Consider the following 16,755-nt stretch of genomic DNA (forward strand, 5'->3'; position numbering starts at 1 on the left):
AACTTAATTATATCTACAATTATCTGTTTTGCTATTTTTTACAATCTTAATTATTACTTGTATAAGTCCAAATAAAACCCAATATATATAATCTTTTATTATAAGTTATTTTAAATATGCTAGTTTATATAACAAAAAACCAAATGCTATTGTGCATATAATTATAACTATTCCTAGAATTGTTATAAGAATCTTTTTCATTAATTTTTTTAAATCTTTTATACTACTTCTTATTTTCTTATCTTTTATACAGATATAGCAATAATAATACACCACATTATCATTGCTTGTTCTCTAGTCGTAAATATATTATTTATTGTATCTATTATATTTATAAAAATCACTTCCCTATTTTTAATATTATAATTCTGCATTAAATGCTTTTTGCATAAGTGAATTAAAGTTGTTTTCTAACTCTTCTAAACTATTTTCCATTTTAAATTTCAATTTGTCTACTTGTTTGACAAAATCAGCAAATCGCTCTTGAAGTTCTTTTGGTGGAACTGGAATCTCTATATTCTTGAACTTATCCATCGAAACATTATACATAGATCCACTTGTACCTGTTGAATTAGCCGAAAATTTCGCTCTTATTGATGATTCACTTAATATATATTTCATATAAAATACATTTACTCTATCAACAAATAATACCTTCCATAATTTATCTGGAAGTAATAAGTCAGGATAATCCTTGTGAATAATGCATGTAGCTCCAACCATCTCTCTTGTGTTTGCTCTACTAAATAATAAATCCCCTTGCTCTGGAAAAACATACTTTTTAATCTCTACATCCTTATCTATTACCTTATATTCATCTGATTTAAAATATCCTTGCGTTACAGCACTAACTTTTAAAACAGCTTTTTCATCTTTCATTTTCACTCTAGCTTCCCCGTTGGCACTCCATCCTGCAGTTATACTTTTTACAACACTTCCAATAGTTTCTATATCCCAATTATTCAGATTAGTTACTGGATCACCAAACATATCAATAAATCTTGATTTAACTAATTCATCAAGTAATCTATTACTTTCTTCTCTCTTACAAATAGCGCCCTCTGCTCTTTCTAAAATAGAGACTATTCTTTCTTGCTCTTCCAAAGGTGGTACTGGTATTTTTGCGTCAGTTAAATCTCCAAGCTTAATATATTTTATAACTCCACCTACTGATTTAGCTCTCAGCACATCAATGTACTTACTCATAAAATAGTATAAATATTTAACCTCTAATTTATTTTTATCTATACTTTCGATTATATATGTTCTTTGATATGCATCAAATTTTCCATCATAGTATTTTACATTTAAATCTCCATTCCCTGCAACCAATACACATTCACAATCATAGCTATATGATGATATTTTTAATGGTTTCACTGAACAAGTGAAAAATGGATATTCTCCATCTAGTGAACTTTCATTAGCATCAAGTCTTCCAGTTTTTATATTAACTAAAGTTCCTAACTTAACTTTTTTCCATCCTTGCGGTAACCTCTTACTCATGTCCATTCACCATCTTCTTTAAAGCCTTAATATCCTCAAGAATACCCATCTCAAGAGCTTCAATCTTCTCCATAATCACCTCTGGAACTTCATACACAACTTCCTCATACTCAATCGCTTTATACTTATTGATACTCAAATCATAACCATTATCAACAATCTCACTCTTATCAACAAAGAACCACTTATCTTCTTTACTTGGCTCAAGTGTCTTATCATCCATACACATTCTAAAACTTTCTATAATATCGGGAATATCATTAGCTTCAACTTCATTTCTCTTATCATCTAAGCTATATCCATCAGCTTGCATATCATAGAACCATACCTTATCAGTCTCTCCACCCTTAGTAAATACAAGTATACCAGTAGAAACCCCAGCATAAGGCTTAAACACACCACTAGGCATAGAAATAACAGCCTTTAACTCACACTCATCAACTATCTTTTTTCTAACATCCTTATGAGACTTAGATGAACCAAATAGCACACCATCTGGAACTATAACAGCACCTCTCCCACCCATATCAAGGATCCTATCTATAAGTACTAAGAATAATAATTCAGTCTTTTTAGTTTTTACAACACTTCTTAAGCTCTTATTTATATCTCCTTCATCTATACTTCCCTTAAAAGGAGGGTTAGCTAGTACTAAAGAATATTTATCTTCTTCGTCATATTGGCTAGATAAAGCATCAACCTGAGTTATCTGTGGATTTTCTATGCCATGAAGCATTAAGTTCATAGCTGCTATTCTAAACATAGATGGGTCAAACTCCGTTGCATTAAACATCTTATTTTTATAATGCTCCCACCCATTACTATCTATTTTGTCCCCTATCTTATCATGAAGTATCCCTTCTTCGTCAGTAAATACACTATTTTTATCTGTATGCTTTCTCAATATATACTCACTAGCACTTACTAAAAATCCTGCAGTACCACAAGATGGGTCTGTTATTACATCTTCTATTGTTGGGTCCATTAATTCTACCATCATATTTATTATATGTCTTGGGGTTCTAAACTGACCATTTACACCTGCTGTTGCAAGTTTTGACAATAGATATTCGTATAAATCACCGTTTGTATCATTATCATCTAAGTTTATAGAGCTTATTAATTGAACTGCTTCATATAATAAACTTGGCTTTTGTATTAAAAACACTGAATCTTTCATTTGATCTGCAAAGATGCTATCTTCATCTGAATATGTTTTTAAAAATGGAAACACCTTATCTTGCATATTTTTAAAACTTGCTTCACTATCATAGTGAACAAACTCCGACCATCTTAAATTATCAGAATTTAAGTTAACTCTATTTATTTGATCTTCATCCATACTTTGTACGTATTTTTCAAATACAGTAGTATATGGTCTTCTCATTCTCTTAGCTTTCTTTTCTTTTGCAATTTCTGTGTCATCTAATTTCTTTATAAATAATAAATATGATATTTGCTCTATGACAGTTAGGGGATTTGATATTCCCCCTGACCAAAAGCTATCCCATAACCTATCTATTTTACTTTTTATTTCTGAATTAAGCATATTGTTCTCCTCTTTCTATTTATGCATATATGTTATCTTCTTCTTCAGCTCTATATGGTTCTATTAAATCAAATACCTTATCACAAAGTTTTTCATTAAATATACCATCTATACCATCCTTACTTAGTGTTGTATATTTTCCTTCATAAAGTGTGGCAAATGATATTCCTCGATTGTTTAGTATATCATCTTTTATCATTTTAATCATATTAATTTGCTTTACATTCATTTTAGAGTGATTTATATTTATGAATTCATCAAATTTGGTATTTAATTCTTCTTCATCTACTCCAACAAATTTTCTTATTATACCTATAACATCTTCTTTACTTACATGAGTTTTTTCTGATAATTCATCTAAGCTAAACTCTACTCTTCCAGAATTAAATATATCATAAATATTATCTAACTCTTTTTTAGTTATTTCTTTTCCTTTTCTTATCTTTTGTATAACAAGGTTCATGCTCATTTCTTTTTCAAGGGTATTTTTTACTCTTTCTATGTAAGCATCTACATTAACTTGCCCATAATTATCGCTTGTGCCTATATCTTTTATTAAGATATCACTATCTTTTATATCTATTTCTACGAATGGTTTTGTATTTTTAGACTTATACTTCATTAAATCTCTTAAAAGTATTCTTATTTCTTCTAACTCTTTATAATTTAAGCTTCCCCACTTTTCTATTTTAAGTAGTTCTTTTACATAATTACGAACTCTATTAAATTGATTCATAGTTGTGTTAAGCTTAGATAAATCTCCTATTACCTTAGATACATGAGTAATTATGTTTGGATCATCATTAAGCTTTAATATTTGTATTTTATACATCGAGTTATCAAATAGTATTGCATCCCTATGATCACTTACATCTACCCACCCCATTAGTGGTGATATATTTTTCATTAATTTATTTAATAAGTTTTTATCTATGCTATCCCATACTTTATCCAGTTTTAATGAATCTATAATTTTTTTATTTTTTCTTATTTCTACTGATTTTTCTGGTAAACTATCTATATCTTCTCTTATGAGTTTTACAATATTGTTTACTTCTTCTTCTAATTCTTTAGATTTTAATATTTCTAAAAGCTTCAATCTACTTTCAAATCTAATTTGAAGTGATGATTTAGCTTCTATTGGAATTATGCCCTCTGGTTTTTCCTCAAAGAACTCAAAATTTTTCCAATGATCAAATATATAAAATTCTTCTTTATCTTCTCCATTTCCAAACAGATTAGGGCAAAGTCTTGTACCTCTACCTATCATTTGTAAAAACTTTACTTTTGAATATATAGGTTTTGCAAATACCAGATTTACTACTTCTGGAACGTCAACTCCTGTATCTAACATATCTACTGATATTGCTATTTTAGGTCTATCTTCTTCTTTAAATCTTTTTAGTATATCGTCTTTATTTTTTATATCTGAATGTATTATAGCTGCTAAATTACCATTATATTGAGGATACATTTCATCAAACAATTTTAAAAGTAATGTAGCATGATTTTTGTTTTTAGCAAATATTATACTTTTACCTATTTCATCTTTTACTTTGATTCCACTCTCCATAAGGTTTTGTAGTATTTTTCTATTCGTATCTTTATTACTTACAAACTCCTCTAAATCATTTTTATCAAAGTCAATTTGTTCTTCATCTAATCCATCTTCTTCTAAATCTCTTTTTTGTTCTTCACTTAAATTATTCCATTTTATACCTTTTCTTAAAAACTCTGTTGAGGCATCTTTTGCTCTATACTTAAGTAGGTACTGTGGTATATGATTTACTGCTTCTTCATATGAGTATGAAAATGTAGGATCTTTGTCACCACAATCAAATAATGAGAATGTATTTCTATTTATAAATCCTACTGGTGTAGCTGTAAGTCCTACTATATATGAATCAAAGTAGTTTACTATATCTTTATATACCTTATATATACTTCTATGAGCTTCATCACATATTATAAGATCAAAGAACCCTACGCTAAACTCGTGATAGTAATTTATCATTGTTTGATAAGTTGAAAAATACAGTACTGATTCTCTATCCTGAGATGTTTTTGATGTTATTCTCATTTGCGGGGTATTTGGCATAAAAGTCTTAAAACTACTTTTATCTCTACTTGCTTGCTTTACAAGTTCATCCCTATCAGCTAAAAATAATACTCTTTTTACATGGTTAGCTTCTATCATCCCTTTTACTAGAGATATGGCAGTTCTTGTCTTTCCACATCCTGTTGCCATTACTACTAAAGACTTTCTATGTCCTTTTTCAAACTTTTCGTATACACTTTTGATACCTTCTATTTGATAACTTCTACCACTTATACTTGTATCTATTTCTACACTACTAAGAGGTCTTTTATTTTTATGCTTAAACATTTCATATTCTAAATCTTCTAAGCTATAAAATCCCCATACAAGTCTTGGAGCACTATATTTATCATCCCACATATGAGTTTCATATCCATTAGTGAAATATATTATAGGTCTTATACCAGTTTGTGCTTCTATGCCATCAGCATAAGATTTCGCTTGTTCCTGGCCTACATATGGATCTACCATTGTTTTTTTAGCTTCTACTACTGCTATAGGATTGTCTTTTTTATCAAGTAATACATAATCAGCATACCCTACTTTTCCAGTCTTTCCTTTGTAGTTTTCTATTTTATATTCTTTAACTACTTTACTACCACATACAGCCCACCCTGCTTGTTCTAATAACACATCTATTAATTTTTTTCTAGTTTGTGCTTCATTTAAATCTAATATATCCTCTACTTTTTTAAGTTCTGTATAACTATCTATTATAGAAGTTTGTTTTAGCTCTTCTTTTACTTGTACTAATTCTTTTTTATTATTTTCCTCAATTTTCTCTACTTCTTTTTTATAATCATCTATTTTATACACTTTTTGAGAACTTACTTTTGGCATTTTAAATTTAAGTGGAAGTATAGACTTATCTTTAGTTACATTTATGTAAAACCAAGCACTTATCTTTATCATTGCCATTAGAGCTTCTTTTGCTTTATCTTTATCATCTATAGCTTCATGCATTGCTTTATTACCATGAAGTCTAACTATATTAAACCAGTCTGGTATAGATTGATTTAAATTTAGAGTCCTTAACTTTTTTATTTTATCATCTTGAGTTGCAAATCTATCTATTTCTACTTTTAATGTTGCTAATACTAAATCTATTAATTGTTCCCCTAATATTCTAGTTTTTAACATCGAAGCATTTGGATCTACAATTATGTAATTTTCTGCCTGCATTCCTAGCTTTTTTAGATTAGACCATCTCTCTAAAAAATAAAAGTTTGACATTGTTTATTTTCTCCCCTTTTAGCTTTATACTATTCCAATTTGTTATATTCCCATAAGTATTATTATACCATTCATATGTACTACATAGACAAAATATCTTATTATATACTAAAGGTAAATAAAATCCAGCCTAGTATAGGGAAACAACGATTTTATCCTAGGCGGAATACCAAACAACTATCCATATTGACGACACTATCTAACTAAATTTACATATATCTATAGAGCAATAACCTAAGAAAAACTGACAAAGTAACTTATCAAAAACGTGGAAGCTTCACAAATCAGCTAAGATACAAAACAATAAAAACACATGGGCTAATATATGTAATAGACTTGATATGAAATGTGATGTTTGTAAAGTATGTTAGAAACTAATAGTGTGAATATTAATTATTTTTGATGAGAGTTATTATTTAGCCCATATAAATAAAAAATCTACTTCTGATGAATAAATAAAAAAGGTTCACCCTAATTAGAGTGAACCTTTTTTATATCTATATAATTTATACAAAATCTATATCCTGATTAAAACTTCATTATTTTCTAGAGCTATATAAAGCTTTAAAAATCAAAATATAAAGTGGAAAAAATTAATTTCTCCACTCTATCCAATATTACTAGTATAATCTACAGACCCTTAACATTTACTACTACTGCCTTAGGTCTAGTCATAGCCTCAATTGAATACTTAACGCCTTGAGTTCCCATTCCAGATGCCTTTACCCCTAAAAATGGGAAGTGGTCTGGTCCCCTCTCAGTCTTATTATTTATTTGAACAGTACCAACCTCAAGCTTATCAGCTATATAAAAAGCCTTATCAATATCACTTGTAAATACTGATGATTGAAGCCCATACTCTGATTGATTAGCAATCTCAATTGCTTCATTTATATCTTTAATTCTTATAATTGGAAGTACTGGTCCAAAAGGTTCCTCCCAAGCAATTTTCATATCAACACTTACATTATCCAATAATGTTGGATAAAATAAATTATTTTTTCTAACATTACCTGTTATTAATTTAGCCCCTTTATGCAATGCATCATCCACTAATCCTTGAACAAAATCAGTTGATTTGTTATCTATAAGAGGTGTAATAACTACTTCATCCATTGGATTCCCAACTGTTAACTTCTCTACTAACGGTTTTATTTTTTCAACTAGCTTATCAGCCACACTATCTTGAACCAAAATTCTCTTTACTGCCGTACATCTTTGACCTGAATATGAGTAAGCTCCAGCTACTATGTTTTTAGCTGCAAAATCCAAGTCGGCATCTTCTAATACAATAGCAGCATCTTTTCCACCAAGTTCCAATAATAACGGAACCATTTTAGATATTTTAGATATATGTTGACCAACTTCAGTACTACCAGTGAAATTTATAAAGTTGATTCCCTTATGAGTTACAACATAATCTCCTATTTCACTACCTCTACCTGTAATTGTGTTGAGTACACCATCTGGTATACCAGCCTTTCTCATAATTTCTACTAAATGAAGTGCACTAATAGCTCCTTGTGTAGCAGGTTTTAGGACAACTGCATTTCCACCAATAAGTGCTGGTGCAATTTTTGACATTGATAAATTTACAGGATAATTAAATGGAGATATAGCTAAAACAGTACCCAACGGAACTCTTGAAACATAAGACATCTTATTACGTGTTCCACCAGGGAAATTGTCACCACTAATAGCCTCACCTTCCATATTCTTTCCTACATCTGCTGTGTATCTCAAAAAATCTGCTGTTCTTTCAACTTCTGCTCTTGCAGATTTTATATCTTTAGCTATTTCAAGTACCAATATATTAGCTATTTCATCCATATTTTCTAGCAATAAGTCAGCTGCTTTATGAAATATATTAGCCCTCTTGTATACAGGCATATCAGCCCATACCTTTATACTTTCTTTTGTATTTTTAATAGCTTCATCTACTTCATGCTTTGTCATAGATTGTACTTTTCCAACAAGTGAGTTATCTATTGGTGAGTAAATTTCTATTGGTTTTTTTGAATTGGATTCTACCCATTTCCCATTTATTAAATTTTTATATACATTTTCTTCGGTTTTAAGTTCATTAAACATATTTTTATTCCTCTCTCTGATATAACATTATGTATTTAAATTATAGCCATTTATTTGTTATGTAAACATTTCTTTTTCTCATAAACGTTTACCTTTAAAAAAAAATTTGTAATCCTTATTTTTTGTATTTTAAATACCGTTTTAATTAGAAGTAGCTTTTTAATTTAAATATCTATTTTTTAATATGTCTCTGTAGTTTAAGTACTTATTTTAATGTATTTTTATTTTAAATAATTCCTCATCATTTCATGCTTGAGTTTCTTGCAGATATAATTACACATATCATAATGTCAACCATAATAGAACATATTACACAATTAAGAGAACATTATTTTGTTAATTATTGACCCTAATCTACCTATGTCATATAATTTAAACAGAATACTATTCTGTTTTAAAAAAGAAACATCACGAAAAGAAATAAAAAGCTATCCAAAATCCAATTTTTTAGTAAACACACTTTTCCATAAAATAATGGACCGTTATATAAAGAACTGTCCAGGCAATGATAAATATTTTACAGTTTGGGATGATTGTATTTCTTGCGGATTATGTGCTAAAGTATGTCCCTGTAAAACAATTAAATATGCCAGTTATCAAATGCACATACATAGAACCAATAACCTATAAGGTCATTCCTTATGGCTATTGGCTCTTTTCATATAACTGCCTCTACTATAATACTACTTGCAGATTGTAGCAAAAAACCGTTGTTTGTTAACAAAATCATGCTTGACAAATTCATAAATGGACAATACTATATATGTATGACTAAAAAAATATTTTAAGTTATACATATACATACTTATGGAAAGGATTGATAAATATGGCTAAAAGCTTTACAGAAGTTGAAAAAAACAATATAAGAGAAAGATTAATTTTAGAATGTGAAAACCACTGGTCTAAATATGGATATAAAAAAACTAATATTGATGAGCTTTGTTCAAAGGCAGGAATTGCAAAAGGCTCTTTCTACACATTTTTTGATTCAAAAGAAAAGTTATTTTTTGAAGTATTAAATGGAATTCAAAATAGACTTATATCATCACTATACGAAATCTTGAATAGTATGCCTACAAAAGAAGGATTTGTAGCATCTTTAAAGATGTTATATCGCTTATATGATAAAAATCCATTTTTATATGCTCCCAGAGATCATGATTCTATTGCTTTTTTAAACAAATTACCTAAAGACATGGTTTCAAAGCTTGAACATAACAATATACAAAGCTTCTATGATTTAATTGAAAAGTATGATTTTAAACTAAAAATAGATAAAGAAAAAGCCTTTGGTGTTTGTAATGCTCTATTATCAAGTCTACTGTTAAAAGAAGATATTGGATATAACTACTTTGAAGTATTCGATTTCATGATAGAGAATCTTGTAGATGATATATTTGAATAATATGATGTGCTAATTTTACTAGATTATATAAGTAAAATAAATGATTATGTAGAATATGTAACTAGTAGAATAGGTAACTATAAAATAAAATAAATTAAATTAAATAAACAAATTAAGTGAATTACACAGCAAAAATAATAAATTTTGTTTTTCTGCTAAAATTCCTTTAAAATTCTTTTGGGAGAGTCCATATGATTGAACTAATACAAAAACTAAACGATATTATATATAAAATAAATGAAAAATTAAACATACATACAAAACTTGTAGACCCTAGTAGTGAACTTATGCCTTTCTACTCTACTCTATCTATAATGTTTGCTATATTTTTAATAGTGTTAGGAATTAAAATAAAAAGAAAACTTCTAATAGTAATTGCTGTTATAACAATTATTATAAATGTTTTAATAATCTTAGATAGGTAGGTGTATATATGACAAAATCACTAAATACTTTCAACAAAAACTTCAACTTAATGGTATTAGGTCAAATAATTTCGCTGTTTGGTGCCTCAATACTTAAATTCGCTTTATCCTTGTACATACTTGATATGACAGGAAAAGCAGGAATATTTGCTACAATACTTGCAGTATCTTCAATTCCAATTATAATATGTTCCCCTATTGGTGGAGCTATTGCAGATAAATTTAATAAAAGAAATTTAATGGTTATTTTTGATTTTTCAAGTAGTTTAACTGTTCTAGTCTTAGCATTATTTTTATTTAACAATAAAGGTTCAATACTGATTGTAGGAATTATCATGACTATACTTTCAATAATAAGTACGATGTATCAACCCACTGTTCAGTCGAGTACACCTATCCTAGTTGATAGTAAAAATTTAATGAATGCAAATGGTGTCGTAGCTGGAGTTGCATCTCTTACAAATATCGCTGGACCTGTACTAGGTGGTGTTTTATATGGAATTCTTGGAGTTAATGCTATTGTAATTATCAGTTGTATAAGCTTCTTTTTATCAGCTATTATGGAAATGTTTATTCAGATGCCTTTTGTTAAACAAGAACAGTCTGATAATATCATAAAGTCTATCTTTAATGATATAAAAGATGGTATTGTCCATATATGTAAAGAAAATCCTACTCTATTAAAAATATTATTTATAGCAATGGCATTAAACCTCTTTTTAACTTCAATGATAATTGTAGGTATACCATATATAATAAAAATAACAATGGGTGCTAATGATACCTTATATGGTACTGCACAGGGAGCAATATCATTTAGTTCACTAGTAGCTGCTATAAGTATTGGCATGTTCTCTAAACATATAAAAATTAGTAATTTATATATATACCTTTGTGTATGTGCACTAATGTTTATTCCAATGGCATTTTCGGTATATCCATCTATACTACAAACAGGGTTGGTAGCACCATTTTTAATTCTTGTAATATCCTCTATGTTAATATTTTTCATGACAACAATTATTTCAATATTTGCCATAACAATAACTCAATTAGAAACTCCAAATGAACTGTTAGGAAAAGTAATGGCGATACTTTTTGCAGGAACAGCTGCTGCAATGCCTCTTGGTCAGGTCATATATGGTAAACTTTTTGATTTATTATCAGATAGAGTTTACATTATTATCATAGGAGTTGGTATAGTTATATTCTTTATAGCAATTATTTCAAAAATAATATTAAAAGACAAAAGTGCTAAGTACAGCAAATAGAGATTTTATTATATTCTAATTGTATTTTTTACAAATAATATAAGCAGAATATTTATATTCATAGATACATTATGATGTTTGATTTTAGTCTTAATTTTACAAAATATACAAAACTATACGACTGTAGCATAATATATGAATGTGTCATATATACTGATAAAATTTTAATTTTCACTAATTTCTGAATTTAAATGCAAAATTATGCATTAGTGTGTTGACGTATTGGAAATTGATTGATATAATCAATGAAAAATAAGCTTTATAAAAATTCAAAATATTCAGCTAGAGGAGTGATAGTAATGAGTTACATGCCAAATTTAGAGCAAGCATGGGAAATCTTAAAAAAATACAATAAGGAAGAATTTCATATAAGACACGCTCAAATTGTATCTGGTGTTATGAGATATTATGCAAAAGAATACGACCCTGAAAGAGTAGAATTTTGGGAAATCGTTGGACTTTTACATGACTTAGACTTTGAGATGTATCCTGAAGAACATTGTGTTAAGCAAAGAGAATTAATGACTGAACTTGATTTAGATAAATCAATAATTGATTCTACTGTAAGTCATGGATATGGATTGACTGGCTCAGACGTTAAACCAGAGCAATTTATGGAAAAAGTTTTATTTGCTGTAGATGAACTTACTGGATTAATTGGTGCTGCTGCAATAATGCGTCCTTCAAAAAGTGTATCTGATTTAGAATTAAAGTCTGTTAAAAAGAAATTTAAAGATAAATCTTTTGCTGCTGGCTGTTCTAGAGATGTTATAAGAAGTGGTGCAGAAATGCTTGATTGGGAACTTGACAAACTTATACAAACAACTATAGAGGCTATGAGAAGCCTAATTCCAGAAATGGAAATATAGGCTATCATACATATAAAGTAAGTATAATAAAACCAAATTAAATACTAGAACAACTTTATTTATATAGAGTATCTGATTATGTATTTATCAATTTAATAGTTTCACTAATAAGCAGTTACGTTGATACAAATGTTTTGTTGATTTTATCAATATAACATAACTTTAGTTGCAATAGAAGTTACATCTCTAAAGAGTTTTTCTCCTTTCGATGCAACTTCTTTTTTATGTTATTTTGTCTACTGATTCCACCCCTGTTATCTACTTCCAGCCACATTACCTCTAAATCTCAGACTTTATATTTTAAAACTCATTCTATGTACGACTCACTATATGTACAACACACTATTTTTACAACACACTATATGCATAGCTCACTATATGTATAATTCACTATATAACACACTAATTTAAATAGATTCTTATAGGTAATAATTAAGTCTATTATCTTTATAAAATTATATTATTTACTCATGACACATCAAATTATATATTAATTGCTTTTTTTACATTCCTAAGTGGTATAGCAATCTTAACTACAAATTTTTTATCATCATATTCAATTACAACGTTTCCTCCATATTTATTTACAGAGTTTTTTATACTTTTTATTCCTAGACCATGAAGTGCATCTTTTTTATCTGTTACAATTTGTCCGTTCTTTGTGATAATTTCATTTACTTTAGTGTTTTCCACTCTTATAAGATAAAAATTTTGTAAAACATCACCTTTAACACAAATTACTTTACTCCCCTCCTCAATTTTTTTACATGCTTCAATTGCATTATCTAAGATATTTGAAAATATATGACATACATCTATTAATTCAATAGCTTCACAGTGACCAAAATTTATTCCTATTTTAAGTTCTATATTATTTTTATCACAAACTTCTTTCTTCTCACTCAATATAGCATCTAAGATAAAATTACCAGTATTAAATAAAATATCATTACTTTGAATCTCCATCTGTAAGTCATCTAAATATGAAGTAACATCAATACCTTTTTTAACCATAGTTTTTATACATAAGATATGATTTTTCATATCATGACTTAATAATCTAGTTTTTAAATGTTTCTTTTCTATATCCTCATAATATTCATTTTTATTATGTAAAACGTTTTTAATCATATTATTTTCTGCTATTAATGCATTATACTCTTGTAATTTTTTAGCAACTAAAATCAAGATAATACTCGATAGAAGTAACATGATAGAGATTATAAGTAATTGATAATTATGTATTAAACTACCACTAGTTTTAGGATTAAATATGTATTCAAAAATAGCAAAGAAAGACGCTATATTGGCAATTATAGGTATAATTACATATGTTAATGTCTTTTTATTTATTTCTATATTCAATTTTATTTTTAATGTCTTATATAAAAATAAAATTAAAAGCAAAATTGTCTTTCCAGATACAATTGACTCAATTCTATATATATTTTCTGTTAACATTTGGCTCATATCATCTATTGAATTAATCCAAATTGTTAAAGACATGCTCAAAGCATCTATACCCATTAACAACATCCAATACATTAAAGATATTAGTATAGCTTTTGTAAGCCTTACTCTATATGAAATTTTGTAAAATGCAATCATAATCATCACAGATATAATTACTCTTATATTTGGAATTACGTCAAAGAAATAAAATATATTAGCAAAAATAATAATACCTATCATGTAAAGATTTATTCTTTTATTGGAAATTTTTTGTATACTTGTGTAATCTAGTATTTTTTTACAAACAAACCATTCTATGATAAAAGACATAGCAATGAAAATATTCCAAAACAAATTTGACTTTATCATAATATTTTCTCCTAGTGTATTAATAATTTAATTTTTAAAATTTTCCATATAACTTAATTATATACGACTCTACACCTGTAGTAAATACCTTGATAGAATTATCCTAAATAAATTGAATTTTATTTTATTTTTTAATAATATTATTACATATGCTAATATATTTAAGCATTCTTCCTTCTTCCAATTTAATAACAACATCATTTCTCTATAAATAACTATAAAAGTACGTTTTTCATATGATTTAGTATGTAATTCTCTCCTAAAACGATATAAAACTGTAAGAATTATAATAAAATAAATTTTATCACACGAAATACATTGACAGGCGAGGTATATAAAAGTATTATATACTTAAACGGAGGTGATATTTATGAAAATCGCATCTGATATGATAAGAGGTCATACAGAAACAATTATCTTAAAGCATTTACTTGAAAAAGATAGCTATGGTTATGAGATTAATAAATCTATATTAGAAAAAACACAAGGCTTGTATGAGTTAAAAGAAGCAACCTTATACACAGCCTTTCGTAGACTTGAACAATCTGGTGCAATAACATCTTATTGGGGTGATGAGGCTACTGGTGCTAGAAGAAAATATTATTCTATAACAAGCGAAGGTAGAGAAAAATATAAAAAAAGCCGTGAAGAATGGGATAATACAAAATTGTTAATAGACACATTAATTTAGGAGGTGAAAATATGTTAGATAAAATACATGATTATATTGAACAAAGCTTTACAGAAGTTAAAGAAACAAGAAAGGTCAAAGAACTTAAAGATGAACTATTCGAAAATCTAAAAGAAAAATACAGCGACCAAATACAAAATGGTAAGTCAAAGCAAGAATCATATAATTCAGTAATATCTGGGATTGGAGATTTATCTGAATTAATTGAAAGTGTTAAAGAACCATATTTTATGTCTTCTGAATTAATTGAAGAAAGAAAAAAAAGAGCTTTGAGAGTATCAATAGCAATTGCTCTTTTTATAATAAGTCCATTTTTAACTGCTGTTTTAATTGTAAACTTGGGTATCCAACCAACTCTGGCTAGTCTTCCAATGTTTATATTAATAGCAGTTGGAACAGGTCTATTAGTCTACAATGGAATGACAAAGCAAAACTATAGTCCATCTGATGATACTATTGTAGAAGAATTCAAAGAATGGAGAGTAAAAACTAAAAGTACAAATCTTGCTTATAAATCATTTATGAGTGCATATTGGATGATAATAGTTGGCATTTTTTTAATTGTTAATATATGTTTTGATGCTTGGAGCTTTTCATGGATAATATTCATAATAGGTGCTGCGGGAATTCATATAGTCGAAGGTGTACTACAATTAAAAGACGCGGAGGAGGATGATAAATATGAATAAAAAATTTTTAAAAATAAAAATTATTGTTTGGAGTATTGTGGCTATAGTATTTTCTATAATATTTATTATTTTCCTTACAAATACTATTACTTCATCTAAATATGATGTCAAAGATTTGATTAAAGGTTCAGTTAAAAATGAAAGTTTTTTATCCTCTAATAAAAATTATGATAAGTATATAACTGTTAAAAGTGAGAGTTTTTCAAATAAAATAAATAATATTGATGTTGACTGGATTTCAGGTGAAGTTAGAGTTTTAAAGAGTGATTCTAATAAAATCAAATTAATTCAAAAAGCTCCTTCTAATTTTTCAAGGAAAAAGATTGCAAAAATAAAGGTTGATGGTAATACCCTTTCTATCATTGATAATTCTACAAAAAAATTCTTCATTGGAATTGGACTTCCAAAATCAACAGTACTTGAACTATATTTACCTGAAAAATTATATAACAATATAAATGTATCTACTACTTCAGCAGATATATATAGTACTTATCTTAAAAGTAACATGGCGTATATTGAATCAGTTTCAGGTAATATAGAAATGTATGGTAAGATTGACAAAATGACTTTAGAGACAACTAGTAGCAATATCAACATAAAAAAACTTGATAGTAAAAGTGTTACCTGTAATTCAGTATCTGGTAAAATTCAACTTTCTGGTAAAACTGATGATTTGAAGATAAATACAACAAGTGGAGATATAGATTTAGAAAATATGGACAATAAGAATCTTATATGCGAATCAACTTCTGGTAAAGTTAATATAGAGGGTAAATTTTCCAATATCAAATCTGAGACAACTAGTGGAGATATAAAAATTAATTCAAGTGCAATGTTGTCTTCTTTCAAATGTGATACGACTTCTGGTGATATTGATTTGTATATTCCTGAGAATTCAGGATTTACCTTAGATTTTAGTAAGGTCTCTGGTAATTTAAATAGTAGTTTTAAATTACTTCAGGATGGCGATTCATATGTTTATAAAAATGGGACTGCAAAGATGTATGTGGATACTACAAGTGCCGATTTAAATATTATAAAAAATAACTAACAAAAAATAGCGATATTAAAGCTTTGTATAAACTACATAAAGATAATATACAT

General features: G+C 27.8%; 13 protein-coding genes. 8 read left to right on the forward strand and 5 right to left on the reverse strand.

Annotation, left to right across the window (positions count from 1 at the left end; all coding sequences use genetic code 11):
• Nucleotides 1-360: 360 nt before the first annotated feature.
• From IR151_RS05870 to IR151_RS05885, 4 genes are all read right to left on the reverse strand, one after another.
• Nucleotides 361-1,506 (reverse strand): restriction endonuclease subunit S, encoded by a 1,146-nt coding sequence (locus IR151_RS05870; protein WP_227433584.1) that lies wholly within the window; start codon nt 1,504-1,506, stop codon nt 361-363.
• Nucleotides 1,499-3,055: a class I SAM-dependent DNA methyltransferase gene (locus IR151_RS05875; RefSeq protein WP_227433585.1), complete on the reverse strand. Its 1,557-nt coding sequence runs from the start codon at nt 3,053-3,055 to the stop codon at nt 1,499-1,501. The genes IR151_RS05870 and IR151_RS05875 overlap by 8 nt, the downstream gene beginning before the upstream one ends.
• Nucleotides 3,056-3,074: 19 nt before the next feature.
• Nucleotides 3,075-6,386 carry a DEAD/DEAH box helicase family protein gene (locus tag IR151_RS05880; protein ID WP_227433586.1) on the reverse strand — a complete coding sequence of 1,104 codons (3,312 nt, stop codon included), beginning with the start codon at nt 6,384-6,386 and terminating at the stop codon, nt 3,075-3,077.
• Nucleotides 6,387-7,016: 630 nt separating this feature from the next.
• Complete coding sequence (locus IR151_RS05885; protein WP_227433587.1) at nt 7,017-8,477, reverse strand: NADP-dependent glyceraldehyde-3-phosphate dehydrogenase; 1,461 nt, start codon at nt 8,475-8,477, stop codon at nt 7,017-7,019.
• 474 nt (nt 8,478-8,951) lie between these two features.
• Here IR151_RS05885 and IR151_RS20405 point away from each other — a divergent pair, with 474 nt between their 5' ends.
• From IR151_RS20405 to IR151_RS05910, 5 genes are all read left to right on the forward strand, one after another.
• Nucleotides 8,952-9,107, forward strand: coding sequence for a 4Fe-4S binding protein (locus IR151_RS20405; protein WP_227433666.1), 156 nt, complete (start codon nt 8,952-8,954; stop codon nt 9,105-9,107).
• A 196-nt stretch (nt 9,108-9,303) separates the two neighbouring features.
• Nucleotides 9,304-9,882 carry a TetR/AcrR family transcriptional regulator gene (locus tag IR151_RS05895; protein WP_227433588.1) on the forward strand — a complete coding sequence of 193 codons (579 nt, stop codon included), beginning with the start codon at nt 9,304-9,306 and terminating at the stop codon, nt 9,880-9,882.
• 191 nt (nt 9,883-10,073) lie between these two features.
• Complete coding sequence (locus IR151_RS05900) at nt 10,074-10,307, forward strand: hypothetical protein (protein ID WP_227433589.1); 234 nt, start codon at nt 10,074-10,076, stop codon at nt 10,305-10,307.
• 8 nt (nt 10,308-10,315) lie between these two features.
• Nucleotides 10,316-11,578 (forward strand): MFS transporter, encoded by a 1,263-nt coding sequence (locus IR151_RS05905; protein ID WP_227433590.1) that lies wholly within the window; start codon nt 10,316-10,318, stop codon nt 11,576-11,578.
• Between the two features lie 299 nt (nt 11,579-11,877).
• Nucleotides 11,878-12,447, forward strand: coding sequence for a hydrolase (locus tag IR151_RS05910; RefSeq protein WP_227433591.1), 570 nt, complete (start codon nt 11,878-11,880; stop codon nt 12,445-12,447).
• A gap of 483 nt (nt 12,448-12,930) precedes the next feature.
• Here IR151_RS05910 and IR151_RS05915 read toward each other — a convergent pair whose 3' ends face one another.
• Complete coding sequence (locus IR151_RS05915) at nt 12,931-14,268, reverse strand: ATP-binding protein (RefSeq protein ID WP_227433592.1); 1,338 nt, start codon at nt 14,266-14,268, stop codon at nt 12,931-12,933.
• Between the two features lie 370 nt (nt 14,269-14,638).
• On the opposite strand from IR151_RS05915, the gene IR151_RS05920 reads away from it, so the two are divergent.
• The 3 genes from IR151_RS05920 to IR151_RS05930 are packed head-to-tail and all read left to right on the forward strand — an operon-like array spanning nt 14,639 to nt 16,702.
• Nucleotides 14,639-14,959 (forward strand): PadR family transcriptional regulator, encoded by a 321-nt coding sequence (locus IR151_RS05920; protein WP_227433593.1) that lies wholly within the window; start codon nt 14,639-14,641, stop codon nt 14,957-14,959.
• Between the two features lie 11 nt (nt 14,960-14,970).
• Nucleotides 14,971-15,648: a TMEM198/TM7SF3 family protein gene (locus tag IR151_RS05925; protein ID WP_227433594.1), complete on the forward strand. Its 678-nt coding sequence runs from the start codon at nt 14,971-14,973 to the stop codon at nt 15,646-15,648.
• The gene (locus tag IR151_RS05930; protein ID WP_227433595.1) at nt 15,641-16,702 is read left to right on the forward strand and encodes a DUF4097 family beta strand repeat-containing protein; all 1,062 of its coding nucleotides are present in this window, start codon (nt 15,641-15,643) and stop codon (nt 16,700-16,702) included. Before IR151_RS05925 ends, IR151_RS05930 begins: the two co-directional genes overlap by 8 nt.
• Nucleotides 16,703-16,755: the final 53 nt, after the last annotated feature.

Source organism: Clostridioides sp. ES-S-0006-03, assembly GCF_020662275.1.
Lineage (GTDB): Bacteria > Bacillota > Clostridia > Peptostreptococcales > Peptostreptococcaceae > Clostridioides.

Bases quoted from the DNA above. Each gene is read 5' to 3' on its own strand.
- IR151_RS05870 (WP_227433584.1), bottom strand. From the start codon at position 1,506: ATGAGTAAGAGGTTACCGCAAGGATGGAAAAAAGTTAAGTTAGGAACT.
- IR151_RS05875 (WP_227433585.1), bottom strand. From the start codon at position 3,055: ATGCTTAATTCAGAAATAAAAAGTAAAATAGATAGGTTATGGGATAGC.
- IR151_RS05880 (WP_227433586.1), bottom strand. From the start codon at position 6,386: ATGTCAAACTTTTATTTTTTAGAGAGATGGTCTAATCTAAAAAAGCTA.
- IR151_RS05885 (WP_227433587.1), bottom strand. From the start codon at position 8,477: ATGTTTAATGAACTTAAAACCGAAGAAAATGTATATAAAAATTTAATA.
- IR151_RS20405 (WP_227433666.1), top strand. From the start codon at position 8,952: ATGGACCGTTATATAAAGAACTGTCCAGGCAATGATAAATATTTTACA.
- IR151_RS05895 (WP_227433588.1), top strand. From the start codon at position 9,304: ATGGCTAAAAGCTTTACAGAAGTTGAAAAAAACAATATAAGAGAAAGA.
- IR151_RS05900 (WP_227433589.1), top strand. From the start codon at position 10,074: ATGATTGAACTAATACAAAAACTAAACGATATTATATATAAAATAAAT.
- IR151_RS05905 (WP_227433590.1), top strand. From the start codon at position 10,316: ATGACAAAATCACTAAATACTTTCAACAAAAACTTCAACTTAATGGTA.
- IR151_RS05910 (WP_227433591.1), top strand. From the start codon at position 11,878: ATGAGTTACATGCCAAATTTAGAGCAAGCATGGGAAATCTTAAAAAAA.
- IR151_RS05915 (WP_227433592.1), bottom strand. From the start codon at position 14,268: ATGATAAAGTCAAATTTGTTTTGGAATATTTTCATTGCTATGTCTTTT.
- IR151_RS05920 (WP_227433593.1), top strand. From the start codon at position 14,639: ATGAAAATCGCATCTGATATGATAAGAGGTCATACAGAAACAATTATC.
- IR151_RS05925 (WP_227433594.1), top strand. From the start codon at position 14,971: ATGTTAGATAAAATACATGATTATATTGAACAAAGCTTTACAGAAGTT.
- IR151_RS05930 (WP_227433595.1), top strand. From the start codon at position 15,641: ATGAATAAAAAATTTTTAAAAATAAAAATTATTGTTTGGAGTATTGTG.